The following is a 24,849-nucleotide window of genomic DNA, read 5'->3' as shown; positions in this document are numbered from 1 at the left end:
GGAGATGGTCGAGAACTCGATCGTCGACGGATCACTTCCCGAAGAGGCGCAGGCACCGTCGTCGAACGAGCTCGCGGCCTTCCATCGGATCAATCCGGCGACAGCGGCCAAAGGTCTGAACCAGCTGGTGTCGGACGGAATTCTGTACAAGAAAAGAGGGATCGGCATGTTCGTCACCGCCGGTGCGCGCGGCGCGCTGCGGCTGCGGCGCAAAGAACGATTCGCCCAGCAGTACATCGACCCACTCATCGCCGAAGCCGACAAACTCGGGATGCGCACCGACGAACTCAAGACCATGCTCGACCAGCGGGAGGGAATCCGATGAACGCCACCTTCATCGATCCGGCGCTCGACAACGACGTGCTGGCCTCGGCACGCGGTGTGACCATGCGGTTCGGTTCGGTCACCGCGCTCGACGACGTGACCTTCGATCTGCGCGAGAACACCGTCTACGGTTTGCTCGGCCGCAACGGCGCCGGAAAGACCACGCTCATGCAGGTGCTCACCGGGCAGATCTTCCAAACCTCGGGGGAAGTGCGGATCAACGGCGCGGCGCCGCACGAGAATGCCGAGGTACTGCGCTCGGTATCGTTCATCAAAGAGAGCCAGGCGTATCCGGCGGATTACAAGGTCGGGCAGGTGCTGTATGCCGCCCGACATCTACTGCCGAACTGGGACGAGGGGTTCGCACGTGAACTGGTGCGCGATTTCGATCTGCCCACCGATCGTAAGGTGAAGAAACTCTCCCGTGGCATGCTCTCCGCGCTCGGCGTGATCCTCGGCCTGGCCTCCCGCGCCCCGCTGACCTTCTTCGACGAGCCGAATCTCGGCCTCGACGCCGTCGCCCGGCAGCTCTTCTACGACCACCTCCTCGCCGACTACGCCGAACACCCGCGCACGGTGGTGCTGTCGACACATTTGATCGACGAGGTCGCCGGTCTGCTCGAACGCGTGCTGCTGATCGACCGGGGCCGGCTCGTCGCCGACGCGTCCGCCGACGAATTGCGCGACCGCGCCCTCACCGTTTCCGGGCCGACCGCCGATATCGACCATTTCGTCGCGGGCAGGCCGGAACTGCGCCGGGAATCGCTGGGCAGCCAGAGCCGGGTCCTGCTGCGCACCTCCGACAACGCCGCGGACACCCAGCACGCGAAAACTCTGGGCCTGCTGGCGGAACCGGTATCGCTGCAGCAGTTCATCGTCGAGACCACCACCCTGCACGGCAAGGAACAGTCATGATCGCTCGCGCTCTCAATGTCTCCCGCATCCACACGGTGGCCTGGCCGCTGCTGATCGCCTGGCCGCTGGCGATCCTTTTCGTCGCCTTCGCTATACCGTGGGTGGTCTTCGCTCTGATCGACGCCACCGAGTCGAACACGACCGGCAGCATCTACTCGATCCTCGGCGTGACCATGGCCTTCTACCTGGGCGCGATGACCCAGACCTTCCCCTTCGCTCTCGGCCTCGGGGTGACCCGCCGCGACTTCTTCAACGCCACCGTCCTGGTCGGCGCCGGGCAGGTGGCCGCGGCTTCGCTGCTGCTGTGGGTCCTGGCCGTCATCGAGGACCATACCGACGGGTGGGGTGTGCGGATGGAGATGTTCGGTCTGCCGGCCGATTTCACCGGCAACCCGCTGACCCAGCTGGCCACCTACGCGGCGTTCCTGAGTCTGGTGGCCTGCGTGGGCCTGCTTCTCGGCGCGGTCTATCAGCGTTGGCGGGTTACCGGTATCTACACCGCCGGCACGGCCTTCCTGCTGGTCGGCGGCCTCGCCGCCATCCTGGTGTCCTGGCAGCGGTGGTGGCCGGAGGTCGGTTCCTGGTTCGCTGATACGCCCCGAGTCGTTCCGATGGTGGCGTTGCCCGCGACGGTCGCGCTCGCCGCGCTGATCGGTGCGTGGACCACGATCCGTCGCGCGACCCCCTGAACCGGCGATATCCGGACCCTGTTCGCGTTCTGCGGACGGGGTCCGCGGTCGCGTTCGGCGGACGGGTCCGCGGTGTGGCGGTGGACGGGTTCAGCAGTTGTCTCGGCGGGGTATGTGCGCGCTGATCATCTCGAAACGGCGCCATGCCGTCTCAGGGGCGACCGGGTCGGAAGGTCGAACGGCCGATATTCGCCCGGGCGATCACATCGCTGACAGTGATGCGGTCGTAGGCCCGTTCCATCATGAGCCCGATGAGGGCTCGGTGCAGAGCATCGCGGGTGCTCCGGCCCGGCGGCCGGTTGCTCTCGGCCGACGCGCATCCGTCCGCCTCGATGCGGACAGTGTTCGCCTGGCTCGACCGGATCCGCCGCAAGGACCCGCGGTCCACGTTCGGCACGACCGATATCCGGCGATACTCGGCCGCGCTCCGTGAGTGCGGATTCGGTGAGCCGGAGTTCGTCTCCATCGGACACAACACGGCCTTGCTGTCGGCGACCGAGCCCGACGACCGGGCGACCTGACGGACCGAGTGCGGATAGCGGGCCGTCGTCCCCGGTCCGGGGCCTGCCGTGGCCGCGGTCGGGTGTTATCCTCCGCTGAGTTCGCCAGAGGGAGGCTGTCATCACCGCGCTGTTACTCGTTGTGCTGATCATCGTGCTCGTCGTGGCGGGCGTCGCACTGTATCTGCTCGTGCGTAGGAAGAACGAGCCGGCTGCGGAGTCCGTGCCGGTCGACCCGTTCGCCGACAAGGATTCCGATGCGTTGCGGGGCGACCCGCGCACCCTGAAGGCCGGGGATATCGTCGACGTTTTCGGCGAGACCTACACCGTCCGTGGGTCACTGCGGTTGAAAGAGGGCGGCTACCGGTGGAGCGAGCATCTGCTGGACACCGCCAAAGGCACCCGCAAATGGTTGTCGGTGGAGGAAGATCCCGATCTCGAACTCGTCCTCTGGACGGAGACACCGGGTATCCCGGCGGCGGGCGGGGACGAGATCGAGCACGACGGGAAGACGTTCCGGCTCGACGAGTCGGGTAGCGCGCAATACGTGAGCGAGGCGACCACCGGGCTCACTCCCTCCGGCACCGTGGCATATCACGATTATGTGGCTGCCGACGACACTCGGCTGTCGTTCGAGGATTTCGGCGAATCGGGCAAAAAGGAAGCCGCGATCGGCCAGGTGCTGTATCGGAGTGCGATTATGATCTACCCGCAGTCGTCGAACTGAGCGACAGCTGCGGCACCGGAGGGACTGTGCGCCGGACGGGGGAAGGGTTTCAGTGAGTCGTAAGTCCTGGCTGGTCGCTGCGGTCTGCGTGATCTTCACGGTTGTGCTGTCGGGATGCGGATCCGATGATGACGACGACCCCGGGGTCCGGTCCTATGTCGGGTCGCACTATACGCGCGCACCGAAGCTCGACGAGGCGAACAACGGGCTCGCGTACACGTCGAACAGGTCGGCGACGGCCACCGCCGACGAGATCGCCAAAGGGGTGCGGCAGCTGGACCGGCGCACCACCGGCGCCACTACCTACCTGCAGTACCGGAACGACATCATCGCGATCTCGCCCAACGGGTCCGGGGCCAAGATTCTGCTGGACGATTACCGGACCGGGCACCGGCGCCACCACAGTGCGGTCAGCGTTTTCGGATGGCCCAGCGATAACAGCGGCTTCCGCGGCGGCGGTTCCGGCGAGGGAAAGTAGCGGCCGGGTCCGCATCCAGATCCACTCCCACAGGAGGAAACAATGCTCGAAGACCTGCCCGCGAACGCCGGCGCCGCCGCTGCCTACTCCGGCCTCGGGTTCGTCCTGATGGTGCTGGGGTTCGTTCTCGTGGATGTGCTCACCCCGGGCAATCTGCGGCACCAGATCTGGGTGGAGCGCAATCGCAATGCCGCCCTGCTGGTCTCCGCGAACATGCTGGGCGTGGGGATCATCGTGGCCACCGCCATCTGGACCTCCGACGGCGCGATCGGGCAGGCGCTGGTGACCAGCGCGGTGTACGGGATCATCGGTCTGGTCGCGATGGCGCTGGCGTTCCTGCTGCTGGAGTTCACGACTCCCGGGGAGTTCCGGGGCGTGGTGAACGAGCACGAGCTGCATCCCGGTGTGTGGGTGAGTGCGGCGGTGCATATCGCGGTCGCGGCCGTGGTCGCCTCGGCTCTCACCTGAATTGACGACCGACGAATCCTCGACGGAGACCGTCACGCCCGCACCACCGGTCGTCGGCGGGGATGCCGCGCGGGAAGCCGGGCAGCCGCCGGTCCCCGGTCGTTTCGCTCGGTTGGCCCTGCTCACCACGGTGTTCGTGTGTGCCGCCTGCGGGCTGGTGTACGAACTGTCCCTGGTGACGCTGGGTAGCTATCTGATCGGCGATACCGCCCAGCAGGCATCGATCACCCTCAGTGTGATGGTCTGCGCGATGGGTGTCGGTGCCCTGGCGGCGAAACCGCTGCGGCATCTGGCCTCGGCTGCCTTCGTGGCTGTCGAGCTGGCGCTCGCGCTGGTCGGCGGTCTCTCGGTGCTCGGACTGTACGCCGCCTACGCCTGGCTCGATCTGTACACCACGGCGCTGGTGGTGGCGTCCTGCGTGATCGGAGCCCTGGTAGGCGCCGAGATTCCGTTGTTGATGGAGATGTTGCAGCGGATCCGGAAACAGGAGGCCGGGAGCGCCGTCGCCGATCTGTTCGCCGCCGACTATGTGGGCGCGCTGCTCGGCGGACTGGCGTTCCCTTTCCTGCTGCTCCCCGTATTCGGGCAGATCCGCGGCAGCCTCATCGTCGGTGTGGTGAACGCGGTAGCGGGTCTGGCGCTGGTGCTCGTCTGGTTCCGCGCCGATCTGTCGAGACCGGTGCGAGCGGCCTTCGGCGCGGTGACGTTTCTGGTGGCGGCGGTGCTGGTCGGCAGCTATATCTACGCGGACAGGTTCGAGGCCACCGCCCAGCAGGCCCTCTTCGCGTATCCGATCGTGTGGCAGCGGCAGACCGAGTACCAGAAGCTCGTGCTCACCGAATCGGTGTCACCGTTCGGAACTCGGGACACCCGATTGTTCCTCAACGGGGATCTGCAATTCTCCTCGGTGGACGAATACCGGTACCACGAGGCGATGGTGCATCCGACGCTTGCCGGGCCGCGCCGCGATGTGCTGGTGATCGGCGGTGGCGACGGTCTCGCGCTGCGCGAGATCGTGGAATACCCCGATGTGGAGTCGGTGACCTTGGTCGAACTGGATCCGGCCGTGATCGAACTCGCCCGCACGGATGCGCGGCTCACCGAACTCAACCGGAACTCTTTCGCCGATCCGCGGGTGCGTGTGGTCACCGCCGACGCGTTCTCCTGGCTGCGGACCGCCGGCACCGGCTACGACGCGGTGATCGTCGATCTGCCGGACCCGGACCAGACCTCCATCGCAAAGCTCTATTCCACCGAGTTCTACGCGATGACCGCCCGGGTGCTGGCGCCCGGCGGCACGATGGTGGTGCAGGCGGGGTCCCCGTTCTTCGCCCCGCGTTCGTACTGGTGTATCGCGGCCACAGTGCGTACGTCGGGTTTGCACATCCTGCCCTACCACGTGGATGTGCCCAGTTTCGGCGACTGGGGTTTCGTTCAGGCGACTCGCGCCCCGGAGCCGCGGCTCGCGCTGGATCCACCGGTCCCGCTGCGCTCGATCGACGAACAGAGCCTGCCGGCGGCGACGGTCTTCGCCCCGGACCGCCGCGACACCGGTGAACAACCCTCGACACTCATGCATCCGACGATCCTGGATCTCGCTCGCAAGGAATGGGTGTAGCAGATCAGGCGGGTGGTCCCCAGGCCAGTATCGGCCCGAGCGCACGCAGGGCGGCGGCATCCGGGACCAGTCGCAGCAGAGAGTTCCGCACCGGCGTCACCGCGGGCCAGTCGAGTTGCAGTGCGGCACCCATCCGATGGGACTGTCGCGCCAGCGGCTGCACCCGCGCGCGGCGCACCCGGTCGTATTCGGTGAGAGCGGCGGGTAGATCCGGTATCCGGTCGAGCAGCGCCGCGAGGGTGACCGCGTCCTCGACAGCCAGATTCGCGCCCTGGCCCAGGTTCGGGGTCATGGCATGCGCCGCGTCACCCAGCAGCACAACCCGTCCCCGGACGAAAGTGCGCAGCGGCGGCAGTTCGTAGATATCGTGTCGCAGTATCGTTTCCGGATCGGCCGCGTCCAGCAGTGCCGGAACAGGATCGTGCCAGGTGCCGAACCGGCGCCGGATCTCCCCGAGCTCATCGCCCGGGCAGCGCTGCCCGGCCGGGAGATTCGCGGTGGCGAACAGGTACACCCGGCCGTCGCGCAGCGGCGCGATACCGACACGCTGCCCGCGGCCCAGGGTCTCGCCACCGGAATGCACCGGCTCCACGGGGGTGACGATGGTCCGCCAGGCGGTGTAGCCGGCGTAGATCGGGGGCCGCTCTCGCGGCCACAGGGCGGTACGGGTCGTGCTGTTGATTCCGTCGGCGCCGAGCACCAGGTCGGCCTCGGTCGTACCGGAACTGTGCCGGACCCGGACGCCGCCCGCGATGGACTCCACCGCCTCGACCTCGCAGCCGAACCGTGGCGCCGCGCCGAGCGCGGCGCGCAGGATCTCCGACAGCCGGGTGCGGTGGATCACGACCAGATCGCCGTAGCGGTGACGGAGTTCGGCGATATCGGTCCGTGCCAGCCAGCGCCCGGCGGTATCCCGGATTCCGCCTTCGGTCGCCGCCAGCGACTGTTCCCGGACTCCTGCCCCGACGCCGATCGCGTCGAGACCACGTAGACCGTTGGGCCACAGGCTCAGCCCCGATCCCGCCGCTTCCATCGTGGCGGCCCGCTCCAGGACCTCGACCTGCCAGCCCCGCTGTCGCAGCGCTATGGCGGCCGTGACTCCCGCGATTCCGGCGCCCACGACCACCGCGCGCCGATCGGAACGACCTGAGTATGTGCTCACACCACCTCCGGCGTCGAGCTTCGCACGTCGAGCAGCGGCGGGCGACACCGGTATCGCTGTCGCCGAGGGCTGCCCGGGCCGGGCAAATGCAGTGGTGAGGCCCGCAAGGGCCCAGCTGTTGTCAGGGTTTTCGCATCTCCGCCGCGAGATCGGCGGCAAGGTTGTCCACGTCTTCGGGCGTGGTATCGAAGGCGCACATCCATCTGACCTCACCGGTGCGTTCGTTCCACACGTAGAAGCGGTGGCGCTTCTGTAGCCGCTCCCCGGCTTCGCGGGGCAGAATCGCGAAAACCGAGTTGGCCTGTACGGGCCGAGTCAGGCGGACACCGTCGATCTCACGAGCGGCAGAGTGCAGGCGGGCGGCCATGGCGTTGGCGTGCGCGGCACTACGCAGCCAGAGGTCCCCGCTCAACAGAGCTTCGAACTGGACCGAGATGAATCGCATCTTGGACATCAGTTGCATCGACATCATGCGCAGATAGTCGAGGTCGCGGACCTTGTCCGGAGAAAGGACGACGACCGCCTCACCGAGCAGCAGACCATTCTTGGTGCCGCCGAAGGACACGACATCGACACCGGCGTCGGCGGTGAAGCGCCGCATCGGTTCGTCGAGCGAGGCGGCCGCGTTGGCCAGCCGGGCCCCGTCCATATGGACGAGCATGCCGAGCTCATGAGCGTGGTCGCAGATGGCGCGGATCTCCGCCGGCGAATAACACGTCCCCAATTCGGTGCTCTGGCTCAGTAACACTGCGGAAGGCTGCGCCCGATGTTCGTTGCCCCACCCCCAGGCTTCCCTGTCGATCAGCTCCGGGGTGAGTTTGCCCTCCGGCGTCGCGACTGGATGGAACTTGATTCCGGCCATTTTCTCGGGGGCGCCGCCCTCGTCCAGATAGGCGTGCGCGGATTCGGCCGCGATCACCGCACCCCAGCGGGGCACGCACGCCTGGAGTGCGATCACGTTGGCCCCGGTGCCGGTGCAGACCGGATAGGTGGCTGCCTGCTCACCGAAATGCCGCCCGAAGACCCGCTGGATATGTTCGGTGTAATCGTCTGCGCCGTAGGCGGGTTGATGGCCACCGTTGGCCAGAATTATCGCTTCCAACACCTCCGGGTGCACACCGGCGTTGTTGTCGCTCGCGAAACCGCGGATGGCCGGATCGTGTCTGCGCAGCGCGTCGGTCATCGCGAGGTCGAGTCGAACAACTGCTCGTCGAGGCCGGCCGGTCGCACCGTCTCCGGACAGGACGCGGAGTAGTAGTTCATGGTCACCACCGCTCGCACATTCTGGGGGAGAAGCACCGGCCGTACATAGTGTGGGTGCTCGCGGGCATCGAAAATGCAGAGATGACCCCGCCGCGGATAGAGCACGGTGCAATCGGCATCCACTTCGTCGACGTCGCGGGCGGCACTGGACCGGGCGATGACCAGTGCACCTCCGGTCTGCTCGTCGCAATCGGTCAGGTAGAGCAGACCCTGGGCAGGGTTGCTGTCGACATGGCACGGATAGCGTGAACCGTCGCCGCGCGACACATTGAGACTCAGCGCCCGATTGTGGGTACTGGTGGTTTCCAATGGTTCTCCGGCGTAGCGCTCGGCCAAACGCCGGAACGATCCGATATACAGCTCGTACAACCACGGCGCGTATTCGTGGAGGACATCACCGGTAACCGATTCGAGCGCTGTCTCGAAATCGGCGGCTTCGCGCGCGGAACTCATCGTCGGCCGGAAAATGTGTCTGGTGGATCGCCGTGCCGCCAGTTCCAGCAATTCGGTATCCCAGCCCGGCGGCAGAACGCGATTGAGGTCGTAGGTGTGCCAATGGAAAGGGCTCGGGGACAAAATCTTTCCGGCGGAAGTTGTCTCGCTCGCCGGGGTGGTCGACAGATCTGTCACGGTCACTGGATCTCTTTCGACGTATCGTGCCGATATCGATAGGCGAGGTCGGTGTCGCCGCCGAAGGAGCGGTACATAGCGGTGCTCTCCTGCCAGAGGCGCGGGAAGAGTGGCCGAACCGCGAGACGCTCGAGATCGGCGAGGGGTCTGCCGCGCATACTGGTCGGCCGGTCGCTCGGTGCCGCAGTGTCCTCGGAGACCCCGGGGTGACCGCCGAGCAGTTGCCAGACCATATTGAGGTGCACCTGCTTCCATTCGACCATTACGGAATCGAACCGGTGCAATTCCATCGCTACCTCCGAGAGCAGTGCTGCGCCGGGATCCCCGGAATAACCGGGCCGGGTGGCGGGCATCAACTCGGGGAAGCTGAGGTTGTGGTCGACCAATGTCTTCTCGAATACCTCCCAGACCACGTGCGCTGCCTTGCGTACCGCGCGGGCTCCGGGCGAGTCCAGCCCGGATGAGCCCTCGGGGAAGCCGGCCCGCATTTGCAGAAAGCTGGCCTGCGGTAATGAATCGATCAGCAGCCGGATACTGTTGACCGGCCATGCGGCCAGCTGTTTCGCGCGTCTGATCAGACGTAATGCCGGGACGGTGTCATCTCGTTCGAGGTCTGTCGCGATATCGCACAGGGTGTGATGTATTGCGACCCAAGAATACTCGGTGACGAGGTGTGCTATCTGGAACAGCCTGTGATCAGGATGGACCAGGTCATCGGTGGGAACCAGCGCCGACAGTGCGGCGGTCAGTCGTAGTTCGGCTTCGTACCCGGTATCCCGGTCATAAACATATCGCAGCCTGGGATTCTGCTCCGATGGGTTCATTATCTTCACTGCGAACCGGCTTTCGTGCTATTCGACACCGCGGGTGGATCGGTTCTCGGCACGGGGTGCCGAGAGATAGCGGTCTCGACATACTGCGCGCTATCTGTTCACTTGTCCAGTCTTGTGTTTCGAGAGTGCTTTTGACCTTCGAGTCGTCGGCAGGTTCAGCGAGAGTCGGTGTCCGACCGCGGTGACGGGCCCGGGGACTCCGGCGCGGAAGAAGTGCCAGGGGTCCGAGTGCTGGTGGGGTGCCGACCGGAATCAGGGGTATCCGAGGTCGCGGAGGCGATCGGGTCGGAGGAGGGGACGTGCGCGGAGGACGTGGCGATGGCACTGCCCCGGCTGTCGGCCTGCTCGGTGGTCGCGGTGCCCACAGCAGAGGCGGACTGTTCGCCGGTCCCGGTGGTATCCGGCGGGGCGGTCGTGGCCGTACTGCTGGAAGAGGTGGCCGACGGTGTGCTGCTTCCGGGGTCGGTGGTTGTGGTGGGAGTGGTTTCGCTGGTGGTCGGTGCGACGGTGGTGGTCGGCGGCGTCGCGACGCTCGTGGTCGGCAGCGGCGGTGCGGGCCGGGGCTCATCCACCGGATCGCTCGCGGGCGGCGTGGGCACGTCCGCCGTGACAGTGTTCTCCGGTACGACGTTTCCCGGTGCGACCGGGGGTACCGGCGGAACCGAATGGGTGGCCGACGGCATGGGCCGCTCTTCGTGGAGTCGCGGTGGGGGCGCGGGCGCGATACCGGCTGCCGGGGTGCCCGGTGCCGAGGTGACCGATACCGCCGGCGGAGCCGTGGTCTCCGGTGCGTCGGTGACCACGGTCGACCCTTCCCGGGTCAGGGCCAGTGCCGAAACACTCACCCCGGCTATCACCAGTGCGGCTACTGCGGCAGCGGTCTTGAAGCGGAAGCCGGCCGGTTTCGCGGGCACGGTGACAGCGAGCCTGGGGGCCACCGGTCGGTTGCTGCTCGGCGGGGTGTCCGCGGGCGGCATATCGGCCGGTGGAGTTGCGGCCGAGCCGGGGCCGTCCGGTGGAGTTGCGGCCGAGCCGGGGCCGTCCGGTGGAGTTGCGGCCGAGCCGGGGCCGTCCGGTGGAGTTGCGGCCGAGCCGGGGCCGTCCGGTGGAGTTGCGGCCGAGCCGGGGCCGTCCGGTGGAGTTGCGGCCGAGCCGGGGCCGTCCGGTGGAGTTGCGGCCGAGCGGGGGCCGTCCGGTGAGGTATCGGGCGGCGGGAAGTCGCCCGGATAGGCGTGGGCCGACCGGAAGTCGGCCAACGGCGCGACCGACTGTGGGCTCTCGACCGGCAGGAGAGCCTGCCGCGCGGCTGCTGCGAGTTCGCCCGCCGACTCATATCGATCGTCCGGGTCTTTCGCCATCCCCGCGGCGATCACCGCGTCGAAGGCGGGTGGCACGCCGACAACCGAGGGCAGCGGCGGGCGGTCGGTGAGATGCGCCGCGATCTGCCTTTCCACGCTGTCACCCAGGTACGGTTTCGTCCCGGCCAGGCATTCGTAGAGCACGCAGGCCAGCGAGTACACATCCGAGCGCCCGTCTATCCGGTCCAGGGTGAGCCGTTCCGGCGCCATATAGGCGAGCGTGCCGATCATCGTTCCGGCGCGGGTGAGGGTGGTGTCCCCGCCGCTGCGGGCGATCCCGAAATCGATCAGGTAGGCGAAATTGTCGGGGGTGACCAGGATGTTCGACGGTTTCACGTCCCGGTGCACCACCCCGCTGGCGTGGGCGGCGTCGAGGGCCGCGGCGATCTGAGTGATCACGGCGACGGCTTCGGCGGGCACGAGCGGTCCGCTGTCCGCGAGCAGTGTGGCCAGGTCGGGGGCTTCCACCAGCCGCATTTCCAGGAACAACCGGCCATCGATCTCGCCGAAGTCATGGATCGGCACGATATGCGGTTCGTGCAGCCGGGCCACCAGCTGGGCTTCCCGCTGGAATCGCTGTCGATAGGTTTTGTCCTGCGCGTACTCTTTGGACAGCACCTTCACTGCCACCATGCGCTCGGTGCCGGTGTCGTAGGCACGGTGTACTTCGCCCATGGCGCCCGCCCCCAGTGGATCGAGCAGTCGGTAACGACCGAACTCTGTACCTTCCACACCTTCCACGAGCTACGGATACCACATCCGGTGCCCGATCACAGCTCCCGGGAACCCCGGATGAGGGTGGAATCACCCAGGGAGGAGCGGTTTCGGTCAGCGGCCGGATTCGTCGTGCCCCCTGGACTCGTGTCGCAGTGGTTCGACGGGGGGATCCGCGAATACCGTGGCCGCGGTATCGGCGGCCAGGCGGGCGACCGCGCTCGCGGCCACCCGGAGTGCGAACCGGCCGGTGCCGGGGTCGAGGGCGATCAGGCCGTATTCGCGGTCGACCTCGGCCTCGGACAGACCCAACTCCCGTAGCGCGTCGGCCAGCACCGACCCCGGGGCGAGGGTGACGGTCAGCAGTGGCATATTCCCAGGTTACGCGCGGGCGGCGACCTTCTGTAGCTCTGCGAGCAGGGCTCGGGGCTCGGCGATGCCGTATCCGTAGTCGTAGTCGAACCCGGCGCCTGCCCCACCGGCCGCGGTGCTGCGCAACAGTTCCCGCAATCGCGCCGGTGATACCTCCGCTGCCGACCACCGGCTCCGGAAGGCGGCAACGACCCCGGCCAGGACCGGGCAGGCGGTCGAGGTGCCGGTATCCGGGACCCCGGCGCCGAACGCCGTCGACCCGAGGAAATGGGAGTACGAGCAGAGATCGGGTTTCCGATCGGAAAGTCTGCCGGGTCCCTGCGACGAATACCCGACCCGTCGTCTGCCGGTGTCGACGCCACCGACCGACAGCACGTTCGGATGCGAATTGGCGCCGGTGATCGGCCGATCCGGGTAGGCGCAGCGTCCGTCCGGGCAGTCCCGGCCACAGTTTCCGGCCGCGAAAAGGATATCGGCGCCCGCGGCGTCGAGCGAGGTGACGATCACGTTGAACGGGTGCTCGGGGTTGTCTGAATAGTTGCCCGGGTCACCGGCCGGGAAATCCCATTGGGGCGCGAACGAGCCCCAGCTGTTGCTGATAACCGGGGAGCGCTTGTCCTCGGGTTGCGCGGTGAGCACGGTACGCAGGTGGGCGAAGGCGGCCAGGGCGTCCGAGAGCAGACCGTCCATCCGGCTGCCACCGGACCGGGTGCTCTGTAGCAGTGGTATGTCGAGGAACGTGGCCCGCGGTGCGGCGATGAGCGCGTCGAAGGCGCACATGGTGCCGTGGTCGACCGGGAATTCGCCGGCCGTGCCACCGACCCCTGCGGGATTCCAGCTCCGCGACCCGTCGATCGCGATCGTGGCTCCGCTGACCCGCTGTACGGCCGCCGCGTTGATCCCGGTGTCGAGGATCGCCACGGTCGCTCCCTCGCCGGTGAGCCCGGCAGCGATGAGTTCGTCGCGGCCCAGCAGACCGGCGACGTCCTTCCAGGTGCCGACCGGCCCGGTGTCCCCGCAGGTGAGCACCGATTCGATCACCGGGTCCGCGTAGACGCCGGTCACCCCCGGTGCCGCCGCCGATGCGGTACGCGCTGCCGGATCGCCGTCGGGGATCTCACCGCGCACCAGGTACGAACCCCTGTCTCCGCGCGACGTATCGGCTACTTCCCGGACACCGGAGGGGATCGCCACCGGGGTGTATTCGTCATCGACGGTGAAACCGGGTACCTCGCCGGCTATGGCGAACGCGGAGACTCCTGCAGCGGAATCGATTGCGGCGGATACCAGTTCGGAGGTAGGGCGGAGCTCGATCACGACTCGCATGCCGGCAATACTGCCCGGGCGATCGACCGACGGCAACCATCGCGCAGCGGGTGCCGGACGGAAAGCCCGTTCCGGCGGGCAGCGGGGGACACTGTGCGCATCCGGTGGTCAGGCGCGGAAGAAACCCTGATTGCGGCGTTGGTTCAGTTCGATCAGTTCTTCTTCGGACAGTTCGTCGTCCGGGTCGGCGTAGCGGGCCGGGCGGGGCGCCACCGGAGGTGGGGCCGGGCGGGGCTTTTCGACGGCATCGCCGAAGGATTCGGCCACCGCCCTGATACGCGGGTCTCCGGTGAGCGTGTCCAGCTGGGTGCGCACATTGTCGCGTGCCTGCTCGAGCGCCTCACGAGCGAGCTGTGTGATGAGCTCGCCCAGTGCGTCGCCGTAAGGGGTGACGGATGGGTCGATTCGCACCGATTCGAGTGAGCCGTCGGCTCGGACATGGACCGAGACTCCGTAGCGGCCGACGGTGGCCGTATCGGTCAGCAGGGCGCGCTGAACGGCTTCCAGCTGTCCGCTGATCGGATCGATATCGCCGGGATTCGGTGGCACACGGAGCTCGCTTTCCCCCACTGAGAAAAATGTTGCTGTGTTAGCGTAACAACCCGTCAAGGGGAGGTTCTGGTGTCCGATCTATTCGTCGATGTGCCTGCGACGGAGGGGATGATCGGTGCCCTCGGTCAGTCCAAGACCATATTGGACGGGATACCGACGGAGGGTTTCGTGGCGCAGACCGAGACGGCATTGCCCGGGTCCGGGCTGGGGCACTCGGTGATGCTCGCGGGGTTCCGGGCTCGCGCCGCCACCCGTGGGGCCGGCAGCATGGTCCAGGAGATCAGCGACCGCGCCAGGGCGGATATCACGGCGTTCCTGCACACCGAGGGACAGAACACCGCCGGCGTCGCCGAGGCCGCCGAGCCGCCTCGATGAGCTCGATCCCACCCACCAAAACGCAGATCCGGCAGTGGGACACCGCTTCGCTGGGTCAGCAGGGCGAGGAATGGACGCGGGCCGCGCAGATCACGCTCACCGAACACGGCGCGGTATCACAGCAGCTCGCGGATTCGCCGGGATTCTGGCGCGGAGGCGCCGCCGACGCGATGCGGGTGAAGGGCGAGGAGACCAGAACTTCGTTGTCCTCGGTGGTGACCGCGCTGGAACAGGCGGGCACCATCGCCACCCAGGCCGGGCCGGCACTGCTGGCGGCCAAGACCACCGCGGTGAACGCGATCTCGACAGCCGAACAGGAACGGTTCGTCGTCGGTGAGCAGGGCGGTGTCGGCTACACCGAGGAAATGCTGGCGTGGGTGCAGGCCGAGCTCGGGACCATGAGCTGGCAGTTGGCGCATTCGGTGCTCTACAAGCAGGCCCAGAAGCACGAGGATGTGATCAAACCCGCCCTGCGTGCCGCCGCCGACGCCGCGGAAACAGTCCGAAACGCCCTGGACAAGGCCTTCGAGAACGTCAAGCTGCCCGCCGGGTGGGAGCTGGAGGCGATCGTCACCGAGTATCAGGTGGACGCCGATCCCGGCGGTATGGTCACCTGGCCCGACGATGGGCTGCTCGGATTGATCGCCGGTCCGGCCGGGAAGGCCAAGGAGGTCACCGCGGCCGAAGCCGAGATGCTGGACAACCTCAGCATCGGTGACAAGATCCGGTTCTACCGGATCATGACCGAGGCGGAGGACACCGCTCTCGACGTCTACGAGGGCGATACGGAACAAGACGATCACACCGACGCATTCCGTCATGCCTACTGGAATGCGTTGATGACCCAGGAGTTCGGCGAGGATTGGACGACAGAGTACGGGTCCAAGCACGAAGGCAGGCCCGACAACGCGGCCGTCCGGGAGGCGATGGATCTGCACAACAACGAGATCGGGCGCACCATCGCCCTGCAGAATCCCGACGCGAGCCCCGAGGAGCTGCAACAGTTGGTGAAAGACGCTGTGGGGCGCGGCGATACCGTGGTCATCAACCAAGGTCACGAGCTCAGCTTCTCGGATGACGTAAAGGTCGGTGACACGGTCGATTCGGATGTTTTCAACGAGAACCCGAGATTCCTTCCCGGTTCGCCGTTGCCCGACGACGAACCATCACCGAAATAACAGAGTTTCAGCGGAGGGCTTGGTGGAAGTGACTGCTGCGCGTGGACGAGGCCTGCGGGCACTCGTGGTCGCGGGAATATCGGCATCGGTGCTGATGGGCAGTACCGGGTGCGGAGCGGTATTCGGCGACGAGGTTCAGGTCGTCGGCGACGATGCCGCAGTGGACAGTGCGTTTCAGCGCGTACTGGATTCCCGGCAGCCGGTGCGCCTGGGGGACGCGATGGCGGCGGCGGATCTGCCGTTCGACTCGTGGGACCGGATGTATCGCTTCGCGTCGTCGAAGGACGGCGACGAATTGAACGCCGCACTCGGAACCAGCGTGCGCTGGGAGGGGTTGCCGGGGGGTTCGGATTCCTCTGTGCAGGTCTTCATGAGCGCGGGCAGCGTTGTGCACGCGTTCATCGATTCGGTTCCGTCGTTCGGGGTGCGCCGCGACCACTATGCGACTCCGGATTCGATGGTGACACCGGTCCAGCGGGAGCGGGGTGACCCGACAGGGCCGGGGACCGAGGTCTACTGGGGGTTGGATATCGACGTAGCCGGCTGACACCTGGACGGTGGGTCTTCCGTCTCGTGACACCGGATGATGTGGCCGCCGGTGTGACGCGCCCGGTCGGTTTCAGCGGGCGCGGACCGTCGCGGCGACGCGGTGTCGGGCCAGCCTGCCCAGGACCGCCTGATTGGCCTCCCAGCCATCGGGGAATTTGACCGGAACTCCCAGGTAGACCGGTTCGGCCGAAGGATGTGCGTCGAGGAGCTCACCGATTCCGGCGCGGCCCACGACGATACAGGCGTGCCGGTGCCGGGACGCCAGTACGCAGAGTCGCCCGGCCTCGAGGTGGAACGCGCCCGCGTCGCGGCGCCCGGACAGGGGGTGCAGGATGACGGTGACATCGTATTCGCGACCCTGCAGCCGGTTGGCGGTATCGACGGTCACCGTTTCCGCGACTGTTCCCGCGAGAGCGTCGCGCACGGCCTGGGCCTGGTCGCGGTGGGCGGTACCGACCGCGATACGAGTGGCGTCGACTTCGCGGGTGCCGTGTTCGGAATGCGCGACGCCGCCGCGTTCCAGCAATCGGCAGGCCAGGTCGGCGATGGCGGCCACCGCTTCGCCGTCGGTGCGCAGCGTATGACGGGCGGGTAGTTCGTAATACGCCCAGCCGTGCGCGGCGGCTTCGTCGAGAACGTCGTCCACGGGGCCCCGGATACCACGGGTGGTGAATTCGAGCCGGCGCTGCTCGGGCCGGGTCCCGGCGGCGAAGGGCGCGAACGGGTAGAACGCCGAGGAGACCACCGAGGCCGCCGACGGCGGCAGCCGCCACGACACCGGCAGAGTGTGCACCGGAATACCGGCATTGTGGTTGAGCATCACCGCCACCGCGCTCATGGTCGGATTCCACGACAGGCCCGCCCAGCGGTCACCGTCGACGGTGGCGAACGGATCCAGCTGGCCGGGGTCGCCGACGAAGAGGCCTCGATCGAAACGATTCGCGATGCGCAGCAACATATCCGAGCGCATCTGATAGGCCTCGTCGACGATCGCGTACGACCAGCGGCCTTCGTCGAGGGTCGCCCATTTCGCGGCCGTACCGATCACGATCGAGCATTTCTCCAGGTCGGCGGGACGGTTGGCGACCTCGACGTTCTCGCGATCGATCCGGGCGCTGCGGCGGTAGTCGCCGGCGGAGAGGCGACCGATCAGCAGGCCGGGGTCGGCGGTGGCGAGCCTGTCGATGAGGTCGTCGACCTGTTCGTTGGTCTGCGCGACGATCATCCGCTGTTCATCATCGGCGGCGGCCAGCTGCCGGGCCGCACGCACCACCAGCGTGGATTTACCGGCGCCCGGTGGGGAGTCCACGACCAGGGCACGGTGCGCGGTGTTGTCGAGGTCGGCGAGAATCCGGCCGACCACCTGGTCCGCGGTGCTCACGACCATTCCTCGACGAGTTCGGAAGTGGGTTCGGGTGGGGGTCCGCCGTGGGTCCACGGGGTCTCCTCACGGGGCGGAAGTTTGGCGGGCGGGCCACCGAAACCGCCGGGGGAGAAGCGCGCGAAACCGATCGCGTCGCCTTCCTCGGGCACGCTGCCCGCGGCGGGGTTCTTGCCCTGGCCCATACCGCTGATGAGTTCCAGCTGGATCACATCCTCATCCACCCCGACGACCTCGGCTTTCTGCGCGGGCCTGTCGATCCGGATCAGGGTCTCGCCGACCCGCGCCCGGAACGGGTCGGCGGTATGCACCCAGATGTAGGGTCGCGGCACCTCACGCGATTTCGGTTTCGCCCGCCGCTCCGGTTCACAGGCGCCGATCGTGCCCTGGAACGCTTCGCCGACCAGCCGGTATTCGATCAGCACCCGGGGGTCGTCGAAGGCGCGTTGCGCCTGGAAAGTGTCCAGGGCCTGTTCCTGTTTGAGCAGCCGGCGGGTCGCCGAGACCGCCGAATCGCGGCGGGCCTGCGGATACCCCTCCGGAATATCGGCCGCGAACCAGGAGAAGGCGCCGCGATCGTCGGTCCACCGCTTTTCCACGCTCGCGCCCTCCGGTAGGTCGCGCAGCAGTTCTACGGCACGCCACATCAATTGCCAGGTCGGTTCCAGCTGACTCCGCAACGCCTGTTCGAGCCGTTCGGCGGCGATGACCTTCGCCCATTCGTGCTCGGCGCCGTCGTACGCGGCGATCAAGGGGGCCAGTTCCTCGTTGTCGAAACCGGGATCGGTGGCGGGTCCGGCCGGTGGGAACGCGAGCGGGTCCTCGGCGAGGGCGGCCGCCTCGGGACCGGTCATTCCGGCGGGTGGATCGATCCAGCCGAGCAGGGCGGCCAGGTTTCCGTCCTCGAGCGCGGACTGGCCCGACGCCCAGTGTGTGGTGAGCACCGAGGTCATCGCGAGGCAGACGCTCGATCCCGGGAAATCGGATCGATCGCCGAACCAGGTGAGCCAGCGACCCAGCAGCGGCAGTGTCTCCGGGACCGCGTTATCGCCCTCGGTGCGATGGAACCGCACCGACCGGCCCAGCAACCGCAGGAATTCGGCGCCACCGGGATTCGGTACCAGCAACTGGGGGGCGTCCAGGTAACGCAGATAGGCCTCGCCGGTCGATTTCACCGTGAGTTCTTCGGCGTCCTCGCAGAACGACGAGACATAGGGCAGCACCCGGTCGGCGAAATGTTCGATGAACCGCAGCCGCAGCACCCGGTCACGTGGTTGCGCCACGATCAGCACCGTAGCGTCGTGCGGTGCCGACCCCAGGGCGACCGCGAGCGGCGCCGCCGCCTCACCGGCCAGCCGCAGCGGGACGAGGACCAAGGGACGGGCGGAGAGATGGTAGTGCCGCCGTTCGGCGATGGGTTCGGCACGGCCGGTACGGGCCGCGGTCACTTTCGCCAGCGCGCCGAGCACGCTCATCGGGCGACCTCCAGGCGCAACGCCCGCGCCCGGCGCAGCATCTCCGCGATATCGGCGTGCTCGGGTCCGGGCTCGAGGGTGCCCTCGGCCAGGGCCAGTACGGTATCGAGGTTGTCGATGCCGCCGAGGTCATCGCAGACTCCGCGACCGAGAGTGTCCACCGACCCCTGGGTCCGGGCCTCGGACCGGCAGGCGAAGGCCAATTCGCAGCTGGACATACATTCCGGCGCGTACCGCGACGGTATCGCCGCCACCGTGTTCGCGAGGTCTTCGCCCGGAGTGAACGACGTGCCCGGGGGGACGAGGTCGAGCAGGGTGTCGATCGAGGTGAGCCGCGACAACTGCCGCCCGATCACCGCGAGTTGTTTGCGCAGATCCACCAGCGCCGCGGTCGGCCGGTTGGTGAAATCCTTGGCGCACACCAGGATCGAGTTGTGCGCGACCAGGTCCGGTGAGTGCCCGAGTTCGCGCAGCAGTTCCCGCATGGCCAGCACATACACTGCCGACTGCCGGGCCGCCGACGCCACCTGCGCGGGATCGGCCTGGCCGTCGACCACGGCGAACGATTTGATCTCCACCACGTGGAAGAGCCCGCCGATCTGCAGGGCCACCACATCGGGCTCCAGATAGGCGATGGCACCCGCGATCTCGAGGCGCAACATCGGATGATCGAAAAGGGTTCCCTGCCCGGAGGTCAGCGCCTGCCCCAGTAGCTGTTTGGTGCGCTGATAGCGCACCGAATTGCTCGCGTTGTCGCCGACTGTCTCCAGATCGTGGTATCCGACCTCCGGGATGGTCAGCTCCAGCTCTTCGCGCAGCAACCGCAGCAGTTCGGCGCAGCCGTGCGCCTTCACCATGGCCTCGAAGGTGTTACCGCGGGTGATCGCGAAGGGCGACTGCCCGAATTTGGGCGGGAAGCCCAGTTCCTGGGCGATGACGGTCTTGTCCACCGCCGCGGCGTCCAGTAGTGCCCGGCGCGCGCAGCCCGGGTTCGCGGTGAGCGCGGCGATGGTCCGGGCATTGTGCCGGGTGGCGGGAGCGTCGCCGCGCAGTTCGTCGAGCCGGGTGGTCAGGGTGTGCTCCGCGAGCGTCATCTCAGGCCTCGTTCTCCTCGCCGGTCGGCTACCGCGAGCCGAACACCGAACAATTGCGCCGCGGGATCCGCCAGTTGCCGCACCGCTCGCTCCGCGGCATCGGCCCGCTGCTGTGTGTCGTCTTCTCTGTGCACCTCTAGTTCGCGTTCCGCGGCCGCCAGCACGACATCCGGGTCGATGGTCTTCCCGTCCGTCGCCCCGGGGATGGATACCGCCAGCTGCCACAACACACGTTGCCCGGCCGAGGTACATCCGTGGTCGGTCATGTACCGGGCCAACCGGATCGCCCCGGTGAGCAGGTCGACCCGCGGACTCAACGGCCCGACCATACGCTGCGGCAGCGACCAGGTGCTCACGGCCAGCAGCCCGCGCGCCGGGGCCAGCAGATCGGTGGTCATGGCGGCGCAGATGTAGTACGGCCGGGCGTACGGCGCTGCCCGGAAGGATCGCTCCTCGTCGCGGCGCAGGCTGGTGAGCCGCGCCGCGACGAGTTCCCCCGAGAAGAATGCGTCGTGCACCGCGAGTGCCAGCTTCGGGGCGGCCGGAACGGAGAGCAGTGTGAGCGCGCGGTGCACGTGCTCACGGACCGGTACTGCCGCCGCGGACTGCCGGGCCGGGGCCGGTGGCCGGGGGGGTCCGAGAACCGCCGCGTCCCACTCTGTTTCGGCGGCGCGCAGTTCGGCGCGCAGCCGACGCGCCGCGGTCCGTTCTCCGGATCCGGCGGCACGGCGCACCTGTGCGCGCAATTCGGCTATGCGCTGTTCCAGCGCATCGGCGGTGGGCATGGGGGTGAATGTAGGTGGCAATTCCAGGGAAGTCCAGTGAATGCCAGTATTTGCCGGTATATATCGGGCGGCTGGACGGGTTTCCCGAGAGCTCTGCGCCATACTTCTGGGTATGTCAGCGTGCCGGGGCTCCCGTGCCGGTGCGGGCCGAAGCACGGCCTGCTCGCCAACGGAATCGGTGGCGAGCAGGACTTCCGCGATCGTCTTCTACTCCTGGAGCGCGGCCTCCGAGCGGCGCATCACCTCGGTGTCCAATTCCTGGATCTGGATCGTGACGCCGTCGGGGTCGACGACCCGGAGACTGCGTCCGAAATCCTCCTCGACCAGCTCCGGGGAGTATCCGTTCGCGCGCAGGCGCGCGGCGACCGTTTCGAGAGGTTCATCGGTGACGAAACCCAATTCCACCGTGCCCGGTGGGCGGCCTTTCGAGACTGCCGCATCATGAATGCCGACCGCGCCGGCGTCGGCGTCGAGCTGGGTCCAGACCGACAGTCCGGTCTCGTCGCCGGATCGCAGTCCGAGCCCGGCGTAGAAGCGACGGGATGTTTCGACATCGGCGACATATCGGATGGGCAGTGCGGTCAGCACGGGTCCTCCTGAGCACAGCGGGCGGCCGTGGCCACCCGGAAACGGAGCTGTTCGGTCCGATCGTGCGCCTATCCGCTGTGTCCGGTGCCGAGATCCTTCGACAAGAGCCGGATTCCGACATTGCCGCGGCCCGCGACGACGGAATCCGGCGCGGCGCGTGCCCGGTGACGGTCGGCGGTGATCGCTGCGGCACGCTCGTAGGGTGGCCGTATCGGAGAAAGCCGGAGGGACGTCGAGCCGGGCCCGAGCGGCCGGGCTCGGCTCGGCATCGTGGGTGTTGTTCGCGAGTTCGCCGCCCGCTGGCCGTGGCGGTGCTGGCAGCGGGCTGGTCTCCGGCTGCGGTGACCTCGGTGCGGATCGTGCTGGCCGCAGTCCTGCTGGTGCAGCTCGCCGGCTCGGAACCGCTTCCTCCGGTCCGGACCCTACTTCGCCTGTCCTTCAGGAAACGATGACGCCGCCGTCACGATTCGAAAACGCTGCCCGGTGTTCCGCGCCTGAAAATACGGTGGGTAATCGCAGGATTCGACTGCAGGCTATGAATCGTTCGCAACGGGTGTTACCGATGATGCCGGAGCGTCGCGCCCATGACGACGCGCATCTTGGGGCCGAGCTCCGAGAACGGTAATCGCTACGGTCTTGTCGGGGAAGGTCTGCATAGCGAATGTCCTGTCCAACTGGCGCGCCCGCACCACCGGGACTGCCGGCGGATTCACTCTCACCATAACCGTGAATTATCGGTCGCGCCTCCCGAGAGCACTTTCGAATCAGTAGCAAATGGGAATAAGTATCTATCTTCCCAGGGTTGGTGACGATCCCTTACTTGCCGTGTGTAAGCGTTTCACACACTCGGCCCGGACGGATGGACAACCGTGCGCGGCCGGGACTCGCAGTGATAACAGGATCGAGGACAAGAACACCATGACGCCGTCTGCTGCTCCGCTACCGCCACTCGTCTCCAGGAGCAGGCCGGCTGTCGGCCATCTGCTGGAATTCCTGCGGTCGCCGGAACGACTACTGTGGCGCGGCAACCGCGAACACGGCCTGCTTTTCCGTCTTCGGGTCCTGGGCGAACAGGCCGTGGTGGTTCTCGGCGCCGAGCACAATCGCTGGTTCTTCAAGGAGACCGATCGGGATCTCGCCATCGACAGTGCTTATCCGTTCTTCGCCGATATGTTCTCGCAGGATTTCTACTACTTCGGAGGTCCGGAGGAATACGAGCGGCAACGCGATATCATCCTGCCGAAGTTCCGCGGTGGGCAGCTGGAAAATTATGTCACCGTCATGGATGACGAAACCCAGAAATGGATCGAATCACTGGGCGATTCAGGCGAATTCGATCTCACGTCGGAACTGGGTCCATTGGTGATGCGAATCGCGGCTCGCAGCTTCCTGGGCCCGAACTTCGCTACCGAGGTCAAGGATTTCTTCACCGACTTCCGGCTGTTCTCCGGCGGCATGGGCTATGTCCCGCAGTGGATACCGCTTCCCTCGTTGATTCGCAGCCGATCGGCAGGCAAGAGACTGAAAACGTCGCTGACGGCCATGATCCATCGTCGCCGCGAAACTCCACTGGACCCACCGGATTTCCTGCAGATGCTGGCCGAATCACAATACGCAGAGGGTGTGCCGGTGCCCGATGACGTTCTCGTGAACCTGATCCTGCTACTGACCTGGGCCGGCCACGAGACCACTACCGGAGCGTTGTCCTGGACTCTGGCCGATCTGCTCGGCAGTCCCACCGATCTCGCCCGAGCCCGCACCGAAGCCGACGCCGCGGTGGCCGCCGGCCGGTTGACCATGGCCTCCACCCGCGGCATGGGCTTCTTGGAGGACTGCGTGTACGAGTCGGAACGAATGCATCCGGTCGCCTACATCATGGCGCGGCGTGCGGCGACCGATATCGAACTGGACGGCTATCGAATCCCCGAGGGCACGTATGTTTTCACCAGCCCATGGGTGACGCACCGTTTGGCCGATGACTATCCGGAGCCCGATACCTACCGCCCCGCACGATACAGCGATCCCAACGGAAAAGCTCTGCGGCAACGGCTGATCGGATTCGGCGGCGGGATCCATCGCTGTTTGGGTGTGCATTTCGCCAAACTGGAGATGCAGATAATTCTGGCCCGGATGCTGGCCGCCTTCGATCTCGAATTGGTGAACGGGCCGCCGGAGCCGGTTTCCAGTGGTACCTCCACGAAGTGGCCCGAATCGCCATGCGTCGTTCGCTATCGCGTCCGCTCCAGTGTGCGCGAGGAGCTTCCGGTCATCTAGACGATCCCCCGTGACCTCAGCTTCTCCACCTCGGTCTCGGACTTTCCGAGCAGTCCACTGTAGATCTCGTCGTTGTGCTGACCCGGCCGCACCGACCCGGCGCTGCGGATGGAGCCCGGCGTGGCGGAGAGTACAGGAATCACGCCCGGGCCCTTCACATTCCGCTGAATGCGCTCGTCGTAATGATCGGCGATCATGCCACGAGCGTTCAGCTGCGGATCGGTGACGACCTCGGCGACCGTATTGATCGGTCCGCTGATCACCCCGGCCGCGCTCAAGGTGGCGATGATCTCCCCGGGCTGCCGCCGTTGTGCCCAATCTCCGATGATCGCGTCGAGTTCGTCCTGGTTGCGGCCGCGTGCGAGGTGATCCGCGAACCGCTCGTCGGTGGCCAGTTCCGGGCGGTCCATCGCCGCGCACAACCGGCGGAACACCGTGTCCTGGTTGGCCGCGATCACCACCCAGCTGCCGTCGGCGCTCTGGTAGATGTTCGACGGTGCGATACCTTCGAGCCGGGTCCCCGAGGGGCCGCGGACCACGCCGCCGACGTCGTAGTCGGGGATGGTGGATTCCTGGACCGCGAGACAGGCTTCGGTGAGCGCGGCGTCGACGATCTGCCCTTCACCGGTCACCGTGCGCCGGTACAGCGCGGCCAGTGCGCCCTGGGCGGCGAACATCCCCGCCAGGCTGTCACCGAGGGAGAGCGCGAGCCGCGGCGGCGGTCCGCCGGGAAAACCGTTCATATGGCGCAGTCCGCTGGCCGCCTCGGCGACCGAGGCGTATCCGGCCTTTCCCGCTTCCGGTCCGGTCTGCCCGTAGCCGGAGACGCGGACCAGAATGATGCCGCGGTTGCGTTGCCGCAGCACCTCGTAACCGAGACCCCACCGTTCCAGTGTGCCGGGGCGCAGATTCTCGACGATGATGTCGGATCGCTCGGCCAGCTCCAGGAACAGCTCCCGTCCCGGTTCCTCGCGCAGGTTGAGCGTGATGGCTTTCTTGTTGCGCGCGTGCACGGTCCAGAAGAAATGATGGCCGTCGAGTTCGGCCTGACCCCAGGTGCGTAACGGATCGGGGGCGTCGGGGGGTTCGAGTTTGATCACTTCGGCGCCCATATCACCCAGCAGGCGGCCGGCGAAAGGTCCGGAGATCAGCGTGCCGATCTCGAGTACCCGGATACCGTCGAGAGCACCTGTTGTCGCGGAGTCCATCGCGGCATTATCT

The 24,849-nt window shown here is 67.0% G+C and carries 26 protein-coding genes; 12 read left to right on the top strand and 14 right to left on the bottom strand.

Going from position 1 to position 24,849, the window contains the following annotated elements:
- The first annotated feature begins 4 nt into the window (after positions 1-4).
- The 8 genes from OG405_RS18305 to OG405_RS18270 all read left to right on the top strand — a co-directional run bounded on the left by OG405_RS18305 (position 5) and on the right by OG405_RS18270 (position 5,719).
- Positions 5-325, top strand: coding sequence for a GntR family transcriptional regulator (locus OG405_RS18305; protein WP_442790768.1), 321 nt, complete (start codon positions 5-7; stop codon positions 323-325).
- A complete protein-coding gene (locus OG405_RS18300) occupies positions 322-1,239 on the top strand; it encodes an ABC transporter ATP-binding protein (protein ID WP_327147692.1) in 918 nt (305 codons plus the stop codon). Before OG405_RS18305 ends, OG405_RS18300 begins: the two co-directional genes overlap by 4 nt.
- On the top strand, positions 1,236-1,928 hold the full coding sequence (locus tag OG405_RS18295) for an ABC transporter permease (RefSeq protein WP_327147691.1): 693 nt from the start codon (positions 1,236-1,238) through the stop codon (positions 1,926-1,928). Before OG405_RS18300 ends, OG405_RS18295 begins: the two co-directional genes overlap by 4 nt.
- A 278-nt stretch (positions 1,929-2,206) precedes the next feature.
- Positions 2,207-2,449 carry a hypothetical protein gene (locus OG405_RS18290; protein ID WP_327147690.1) on the top strand — a complete coding sequence of 81 codons (243 nt, stop codon included), beginning with the start codon at positions 2,207-2,209 and terminating at the stop codon, positions 2,447-2,449.
- Positions 2,450-2,570: 121 nt separating this feature from the next.
- Positions 2,571-3,155 (top strand): DUF4178 domain-containing protein, encoded by a 585-nt coding sequence (locus OG405_RS18285; RefSeq protein ID WP_327147689.1) that lies wholly within the window; start codon positions 2,571-2,573, stop codon positions 3,153-3,155.
- A gap of 52 nt (positions 3,156-3,207) precedes the next feature.
- Complete coding sequence (locus tag OG405_RS18280) at positions 3,208-3,633, top strand: DUF4247 domain-containing protein (RefSeq protein ID WP_327147688.1); 426 nt, start codon at positions 3,208-3,210, stop codon at positions 3,631-3,633.
- 42 nt (positions 3,634-3,675) lie between these two features.
- Positions 3,676-4,101, top strand: a complete 426-nt coding sequence (locus tag OG405_RS18275) for a DUF350 domain-containing protein (RefSeq protein ID WP_327147687.1) — start codon at positions 3,676-3,678, stop codon at positions 4,099-4,101.
- 1 nt (position 4,102) lies between these two features.
- Positions 4,103-5,719: a polyamine aminopropyltransferase gene (locus OG405_RS18270; RefSeq protein ID WP_442790580.1), complete on the top strand. Its 1,617-nt coding sequence runs from the start codon at positions 4,103-4,105 to the stop codon at positions 5,717-5,719.
- A 4-nt stretch (positions 5,720-5,723) separates the two neighbouring features.
- On the opposite strand, the gene OG405_RS18265 is transcribed toward OG405_RS18270, so the two are convergent.
- The 8 genes from OG405_RS18265 to OG405_RS18230 all read right to left on the bottom strand — a co-directional run bounded on the left by OG405_RS18265 (position 5,724) and on the right by OG405_RS18230 (position 13,926).
- Positions 5,724-6,881, bottom strand: coding sequence for an FAD-dependent monooxygenase (locus OG405_RS18265; RefSeq protein ID WP_327147686.1), 1,158 nt, complete (start codon positions 6,879-6,881; stop codon positions 5,724-5,726).
- 121 nt (positions 6,882-7,002) lie between these two features.
- Positions 7,003-8,064: a threonine aldolase family protein gene (locus OG405_RS18260; protein WP_327147685.1), complete on the bottom strand. Its 1,062-nt coding sequence runs from the start codon at positions 8,062-8,064 to the stop codon at positions 7,003-7,005.
- Entirely contained in the window at positions 8,061-8,780 is a 720-nt protein-coding gene (locus OG405_RS18255; protein ID WP_327147684.1) for a 2OG-Fe(II) oxygenase family protein, read from the bottom strand. Before OG405_RS18255 ends, OG405_RS18260 begins: the two co-directional genes overlap by 4 nt.
- The gene (locus OG405_RS18250) at positions 8,777-9,598 is read right to left on the bottom strand and encodes a hypothetical protein (protein ID WP_327147683.1); all 822 of its coding nucleotides are present in this window, start codon (positions 9,596-9,598) and stop codon (positions 8,777-8,779) included. Before OG405_RS18250 ends, OG405_RS18255 begins: the two co-directional genes overlap by 4 nt.
- A gap of 164 nt (positions 9,599-9,762) precedes the next feature.
- Positions 9,763-11,697: a serine/threonine-protein kinase gene (locus OG405_RS18245; RefSeq protein WP_327147682.1), complete on the bottom strand. Its 1,935-nt coding sequence runs from the start codon at positions 11,695-11,697 to the stop codon at positions 9,763-9,765.
- Positions 11,698-11,793: 96 nt separating this feature from the next.
- Positions 11,794-12,051 (bottom strand): hypothetical protein, encoded by a 258-nt coding sequence (locus OG405_RS18240; RefSeq protein WP_327147681.1) that lies wholly within the window; start codon positions 12,049-12,051, stop codon positions 11,794-11,796.
- A 9-nt stretch (positions 12,052-12,060) separates the two neighbouring features.
- On the bottom strand, positions 12,061-13,377 hold the full coding sequence (locus OG405_RS18235) for a S8 family serine peptidase (RefSeq protein ID WP_327147680.1): 1,317 nt from the start codon (positions 13,375-13,377) through the stop codon (positions 12,061-12,063).
- Between the two features lie 108 nt (positions 13,378-13,485).
- Complete coding sequence (locus tag OG405_RS18230; protein ID WP_327147679.1) at positions 13,486-13,926, bottom strand: YbaB/EbfC family nucleoid-associated protein; 441 nt, start codon at positions 13,924-13,926, stop codon at positions 13,486-13,488.
- A 72-nt stretch (positions 13,927-13,998) separates the two neighbouring features.
- Here OG405_RS18230 and OG405_RS18225 point away from each other — a divergent pair, with 72 nt between their 5' ends.
- From OG405_RS18225 to OG405_RS18215, 3 genes are read left to right on the top strand one after another with little or no spacing between them, the layout of a single operon-like run.
- On the top strand, positions 13,999-14,304 hold the full coding sequence (locus OG405_RS18225) for a hypothetical protein (protein WP_327147678.1): 306 nt from the start codon (positions 13,999-14,001) through the stop codon (positions 14,302-14,304).
- A complete protein-coding gene (locus tag OG405_RS18220) occupies positions 14,301-15,482 on the top strand; it encodes a WXG100 family type VII secretion target (protein ID WP_327147677.1) in 1,182 nt (393 codons plus the stop codon). Before OG405_RS18225 ends, OG405_RS18220 begins: the two co-directional genes overlap by 4 nt.
- A 22-nt stretch (positions 15,483-15,504) precedes the next feature.
- Positions 15,505-16,029: a hypothetical protein gene (locus tag OG405_RS18215; protein WP_327147676.1), complete on the top strand. Its 525-nt coding sequence runs from the start codon at positions 15,505-15,507 to the stop codon at positions 16,027-16,029.
- Between the two features lie 72 nt (positions 16,030-16,101).
- On the opposite strand, the gene OG405_RS18210 is transcribed toward OG405_RS18215, so the two are convergent.
- The 5 genes from OG405_RS18210 to OG405_RS18190 all read right to left on the bottom strand — a co-directional run bounded on the left by OG405_RS18210 (position 16,102) and on the right by OG405_RS18190 (position 21,354).
- Positions 16,102-17,412 (bottom strand): AAA domain-containing protein, encoded by a 1,311-nt coding sequence (locus tag OG405_RS18210; protein ID WP_327147675.1) that lies wholly within the window; start codon positions 17,410-17,412, stop codon positions 16,102-16,104.
- Positions 17,409-18,887 carry a hypothetical protein gene (locus tag OG405_RS18205; RefSeq protein WP_327147674.1) on the bottom strand — a complete coding sequence of 493 codons (1,479 nt, stop codon included), beginning with the start codon at positions 18,885-18,887 and terminating at the stop codon, positions 17,409-17,411. The genes OG405_RS18210 and OG405_RS18205 overlap by 4 nt, the downstream gene beginning before the upstream one ends.
- Positions 18,884-19,981 (bottom strand): hypothetical protein, encoded by a 1,098-nt coding sequence (locus OG405_RS18200; protein WP_327147673.1) that lies wholly within the window; start codon positions 19,979-19,981, stop codon positions 18,884-18,886. The genes OG405_RS18205 and OG405_RS18200 overlap by 4 nt, the downstream gene beginning before the upstream one ends.
- The gene (locus OG405_RS18195; protein ID WP_327147672.1) at positions 19,978-20,766 is read right to left on the bottom strand and encodes a hypothetical protein; all 789 of its coding nucleotides are present in this window, start codon (positions 20,764-20,766) and stop codon (positions 19,978-19,980) included. Before OG405_RS18195 ends, OG405_RS18200 begins: the two co-directional genes overlap by 4 nt.
- Positions 20,767-20,973: 207 nt before the next feature.
- Positions 20,974-21,354, bottom strand: coding sequence for a VOC family protein (locus OG405_RS18190; protein ID WP_327147671.1), 381 nt, complete (start codon positions 21,352-21,354; stop codon positions 20,974-20,976).
- Positions 21,355-22,272: 918 nt separating this feature from the next.
- Here OG405_RS18190 and OG405_RS18185 point away from each other — a divergent pair.
- Entirely contained in the window at positions 22,273-23,628 is a 1,356-nt protein-coding gene (locus tag OG405_RS18185) for a cytochrome P450 (RefSeq protein ID WP_327147670.1), read from the top strand.
- Here the strand turns inward: OG405_RS18185 and OG405_RS18180 are convergent.
- Positions 23,625-24,836 carry a CaiB/BaiF CoA transferase family protein gene (locus tag OG405_RS18180; protein ID WP_327147669.1) on the bottom strand — a complete coding sequence of 404 codons (1,212 nt, stop codon included), beginning with the start codon at positions 24,834-24,836 and terminating at the stop codon, positions 23,625-23,627. The two genes, OG405_RS18185 and OG405_RS18180, sit on opposite strands and share 4 nt — an antisense overlap.
- Positions 24,837-24,849 lie beyond the last annotated feature (13 nt).

Origin of the sequence: Nocardia sp. NBC_01329 (assembly GCF_035956715.1) — a bacterium.
Taxonomy (GTDB): domain Bacteria; phylum Actinomycetota; class Actinomycetes; order Mycobacteriales; family Mycobacteriaceae; genus Nocardia.
This window is presented reverse-complemented; position numbering and strand designations above follow the sequence as displayed.

Excerpts from the sequence above, each read along its gene's own strand:
- OG405_RS18250 (WP_327147683.1), bottom strand. The coding sequence starts at position 9,598 with ATGAACCCATCGGAGCAGAATCCCAGGCTGCGATATGTTTATGACCGG.
- OG405_RS18235 (WP_327147680.1), bottom strand. The coding sequence starts at position 13,377 with ATGCGAGTCGTGATCGAGCTCCGCCCTACCTCCGAACTGGTATCCGCC.
- OG405_RS18200 (WP_327147673.1), bottom strand. The coding sequence starts at position 19,981 with ATGACGCTCGCGGAGCACACCCTGACCACCCGGCTCGACGAACTGCGC.
- OG405_RS18295 (WP_327147691.1), top strand. The coding sequence starts at position 1,236 with ATGATCGCTCGCGCTCTCAATGTCTCCCGCATCCACACGGTGGCCTGG.
- OG405_RS18240 (WP_327147681.1), bottom strand. The coding sequence starts at position 12,051 with ATGCCACTGCTGACCGTCACCCTCGCCCCGGGGTCGGTGCTGGCCGAC.
- OG405_RS18195 (WP_327147672.1), bottom strand. The coding sequence starts at position 20,766 with ATGCCCACCGCCGATGCGCTGGAACAGCGCATAGCCGAATTGCGCGCA.
- OG405_RS18300 (WP_327147692.1), top strand. The coding sequence starts at position 322 with ATGAACGCCACCTTCATCGATCCGGCGCTCGACAACGACGTGCTGGCC.
- OG405_RS18260 (WP_327147685.1), bottom strand. The coding sequence starts at position 8,064 with ATGACCGACGCGCTGCGCAGACACGATCCGGCCATCCGCGGTTTCGCG.
- OG405_RS18205 (WP_327147674.1), bottom strand. The coding sequence starts at position 18,887 with ATGAGCGTGCTCGGCGCGCTGGCGAAAGTGACCGCGGCCCGTACCGGC.
- OG405_RS18185 (WP_327147670.1), top strand. The coding sequence starts at position 22,273 with ATGACGCCGTCTGCTGCTCCGCTACCGCCACTCGTCTCCAGGAGCAGG.
- OG405_RS18305 (WP_442790768.1), top strand. The coding sequence starts at position 5 with ATGGTCGAGAACTCGATCGTCGACGGATCACTTCCCGAAGAGGCGCAG.
- OG405_RS18275 (WP_327147687.1), top strand. The coding sequence starts at position 3,676 with ATGCTCGAAGACCTGCCCGCGAACGCCGGCGCCGCCGCTGCCTACTCC.
- OG405_RS18220 (WP_327147677.1), top strand. The coding sequence starts at position 14,301 with ATGAGCTCGATCCCACCCACCAAAACGCAGATCCGGCAGTGGGACACC.
- OG405_RS18180 (WP_327147669.1), bottom strand. The coding sequence starts at position 24,836 with ATGGACTCCGCGACAACAGGTGCTCTCGACGGTATCCGGGTACTCGAG.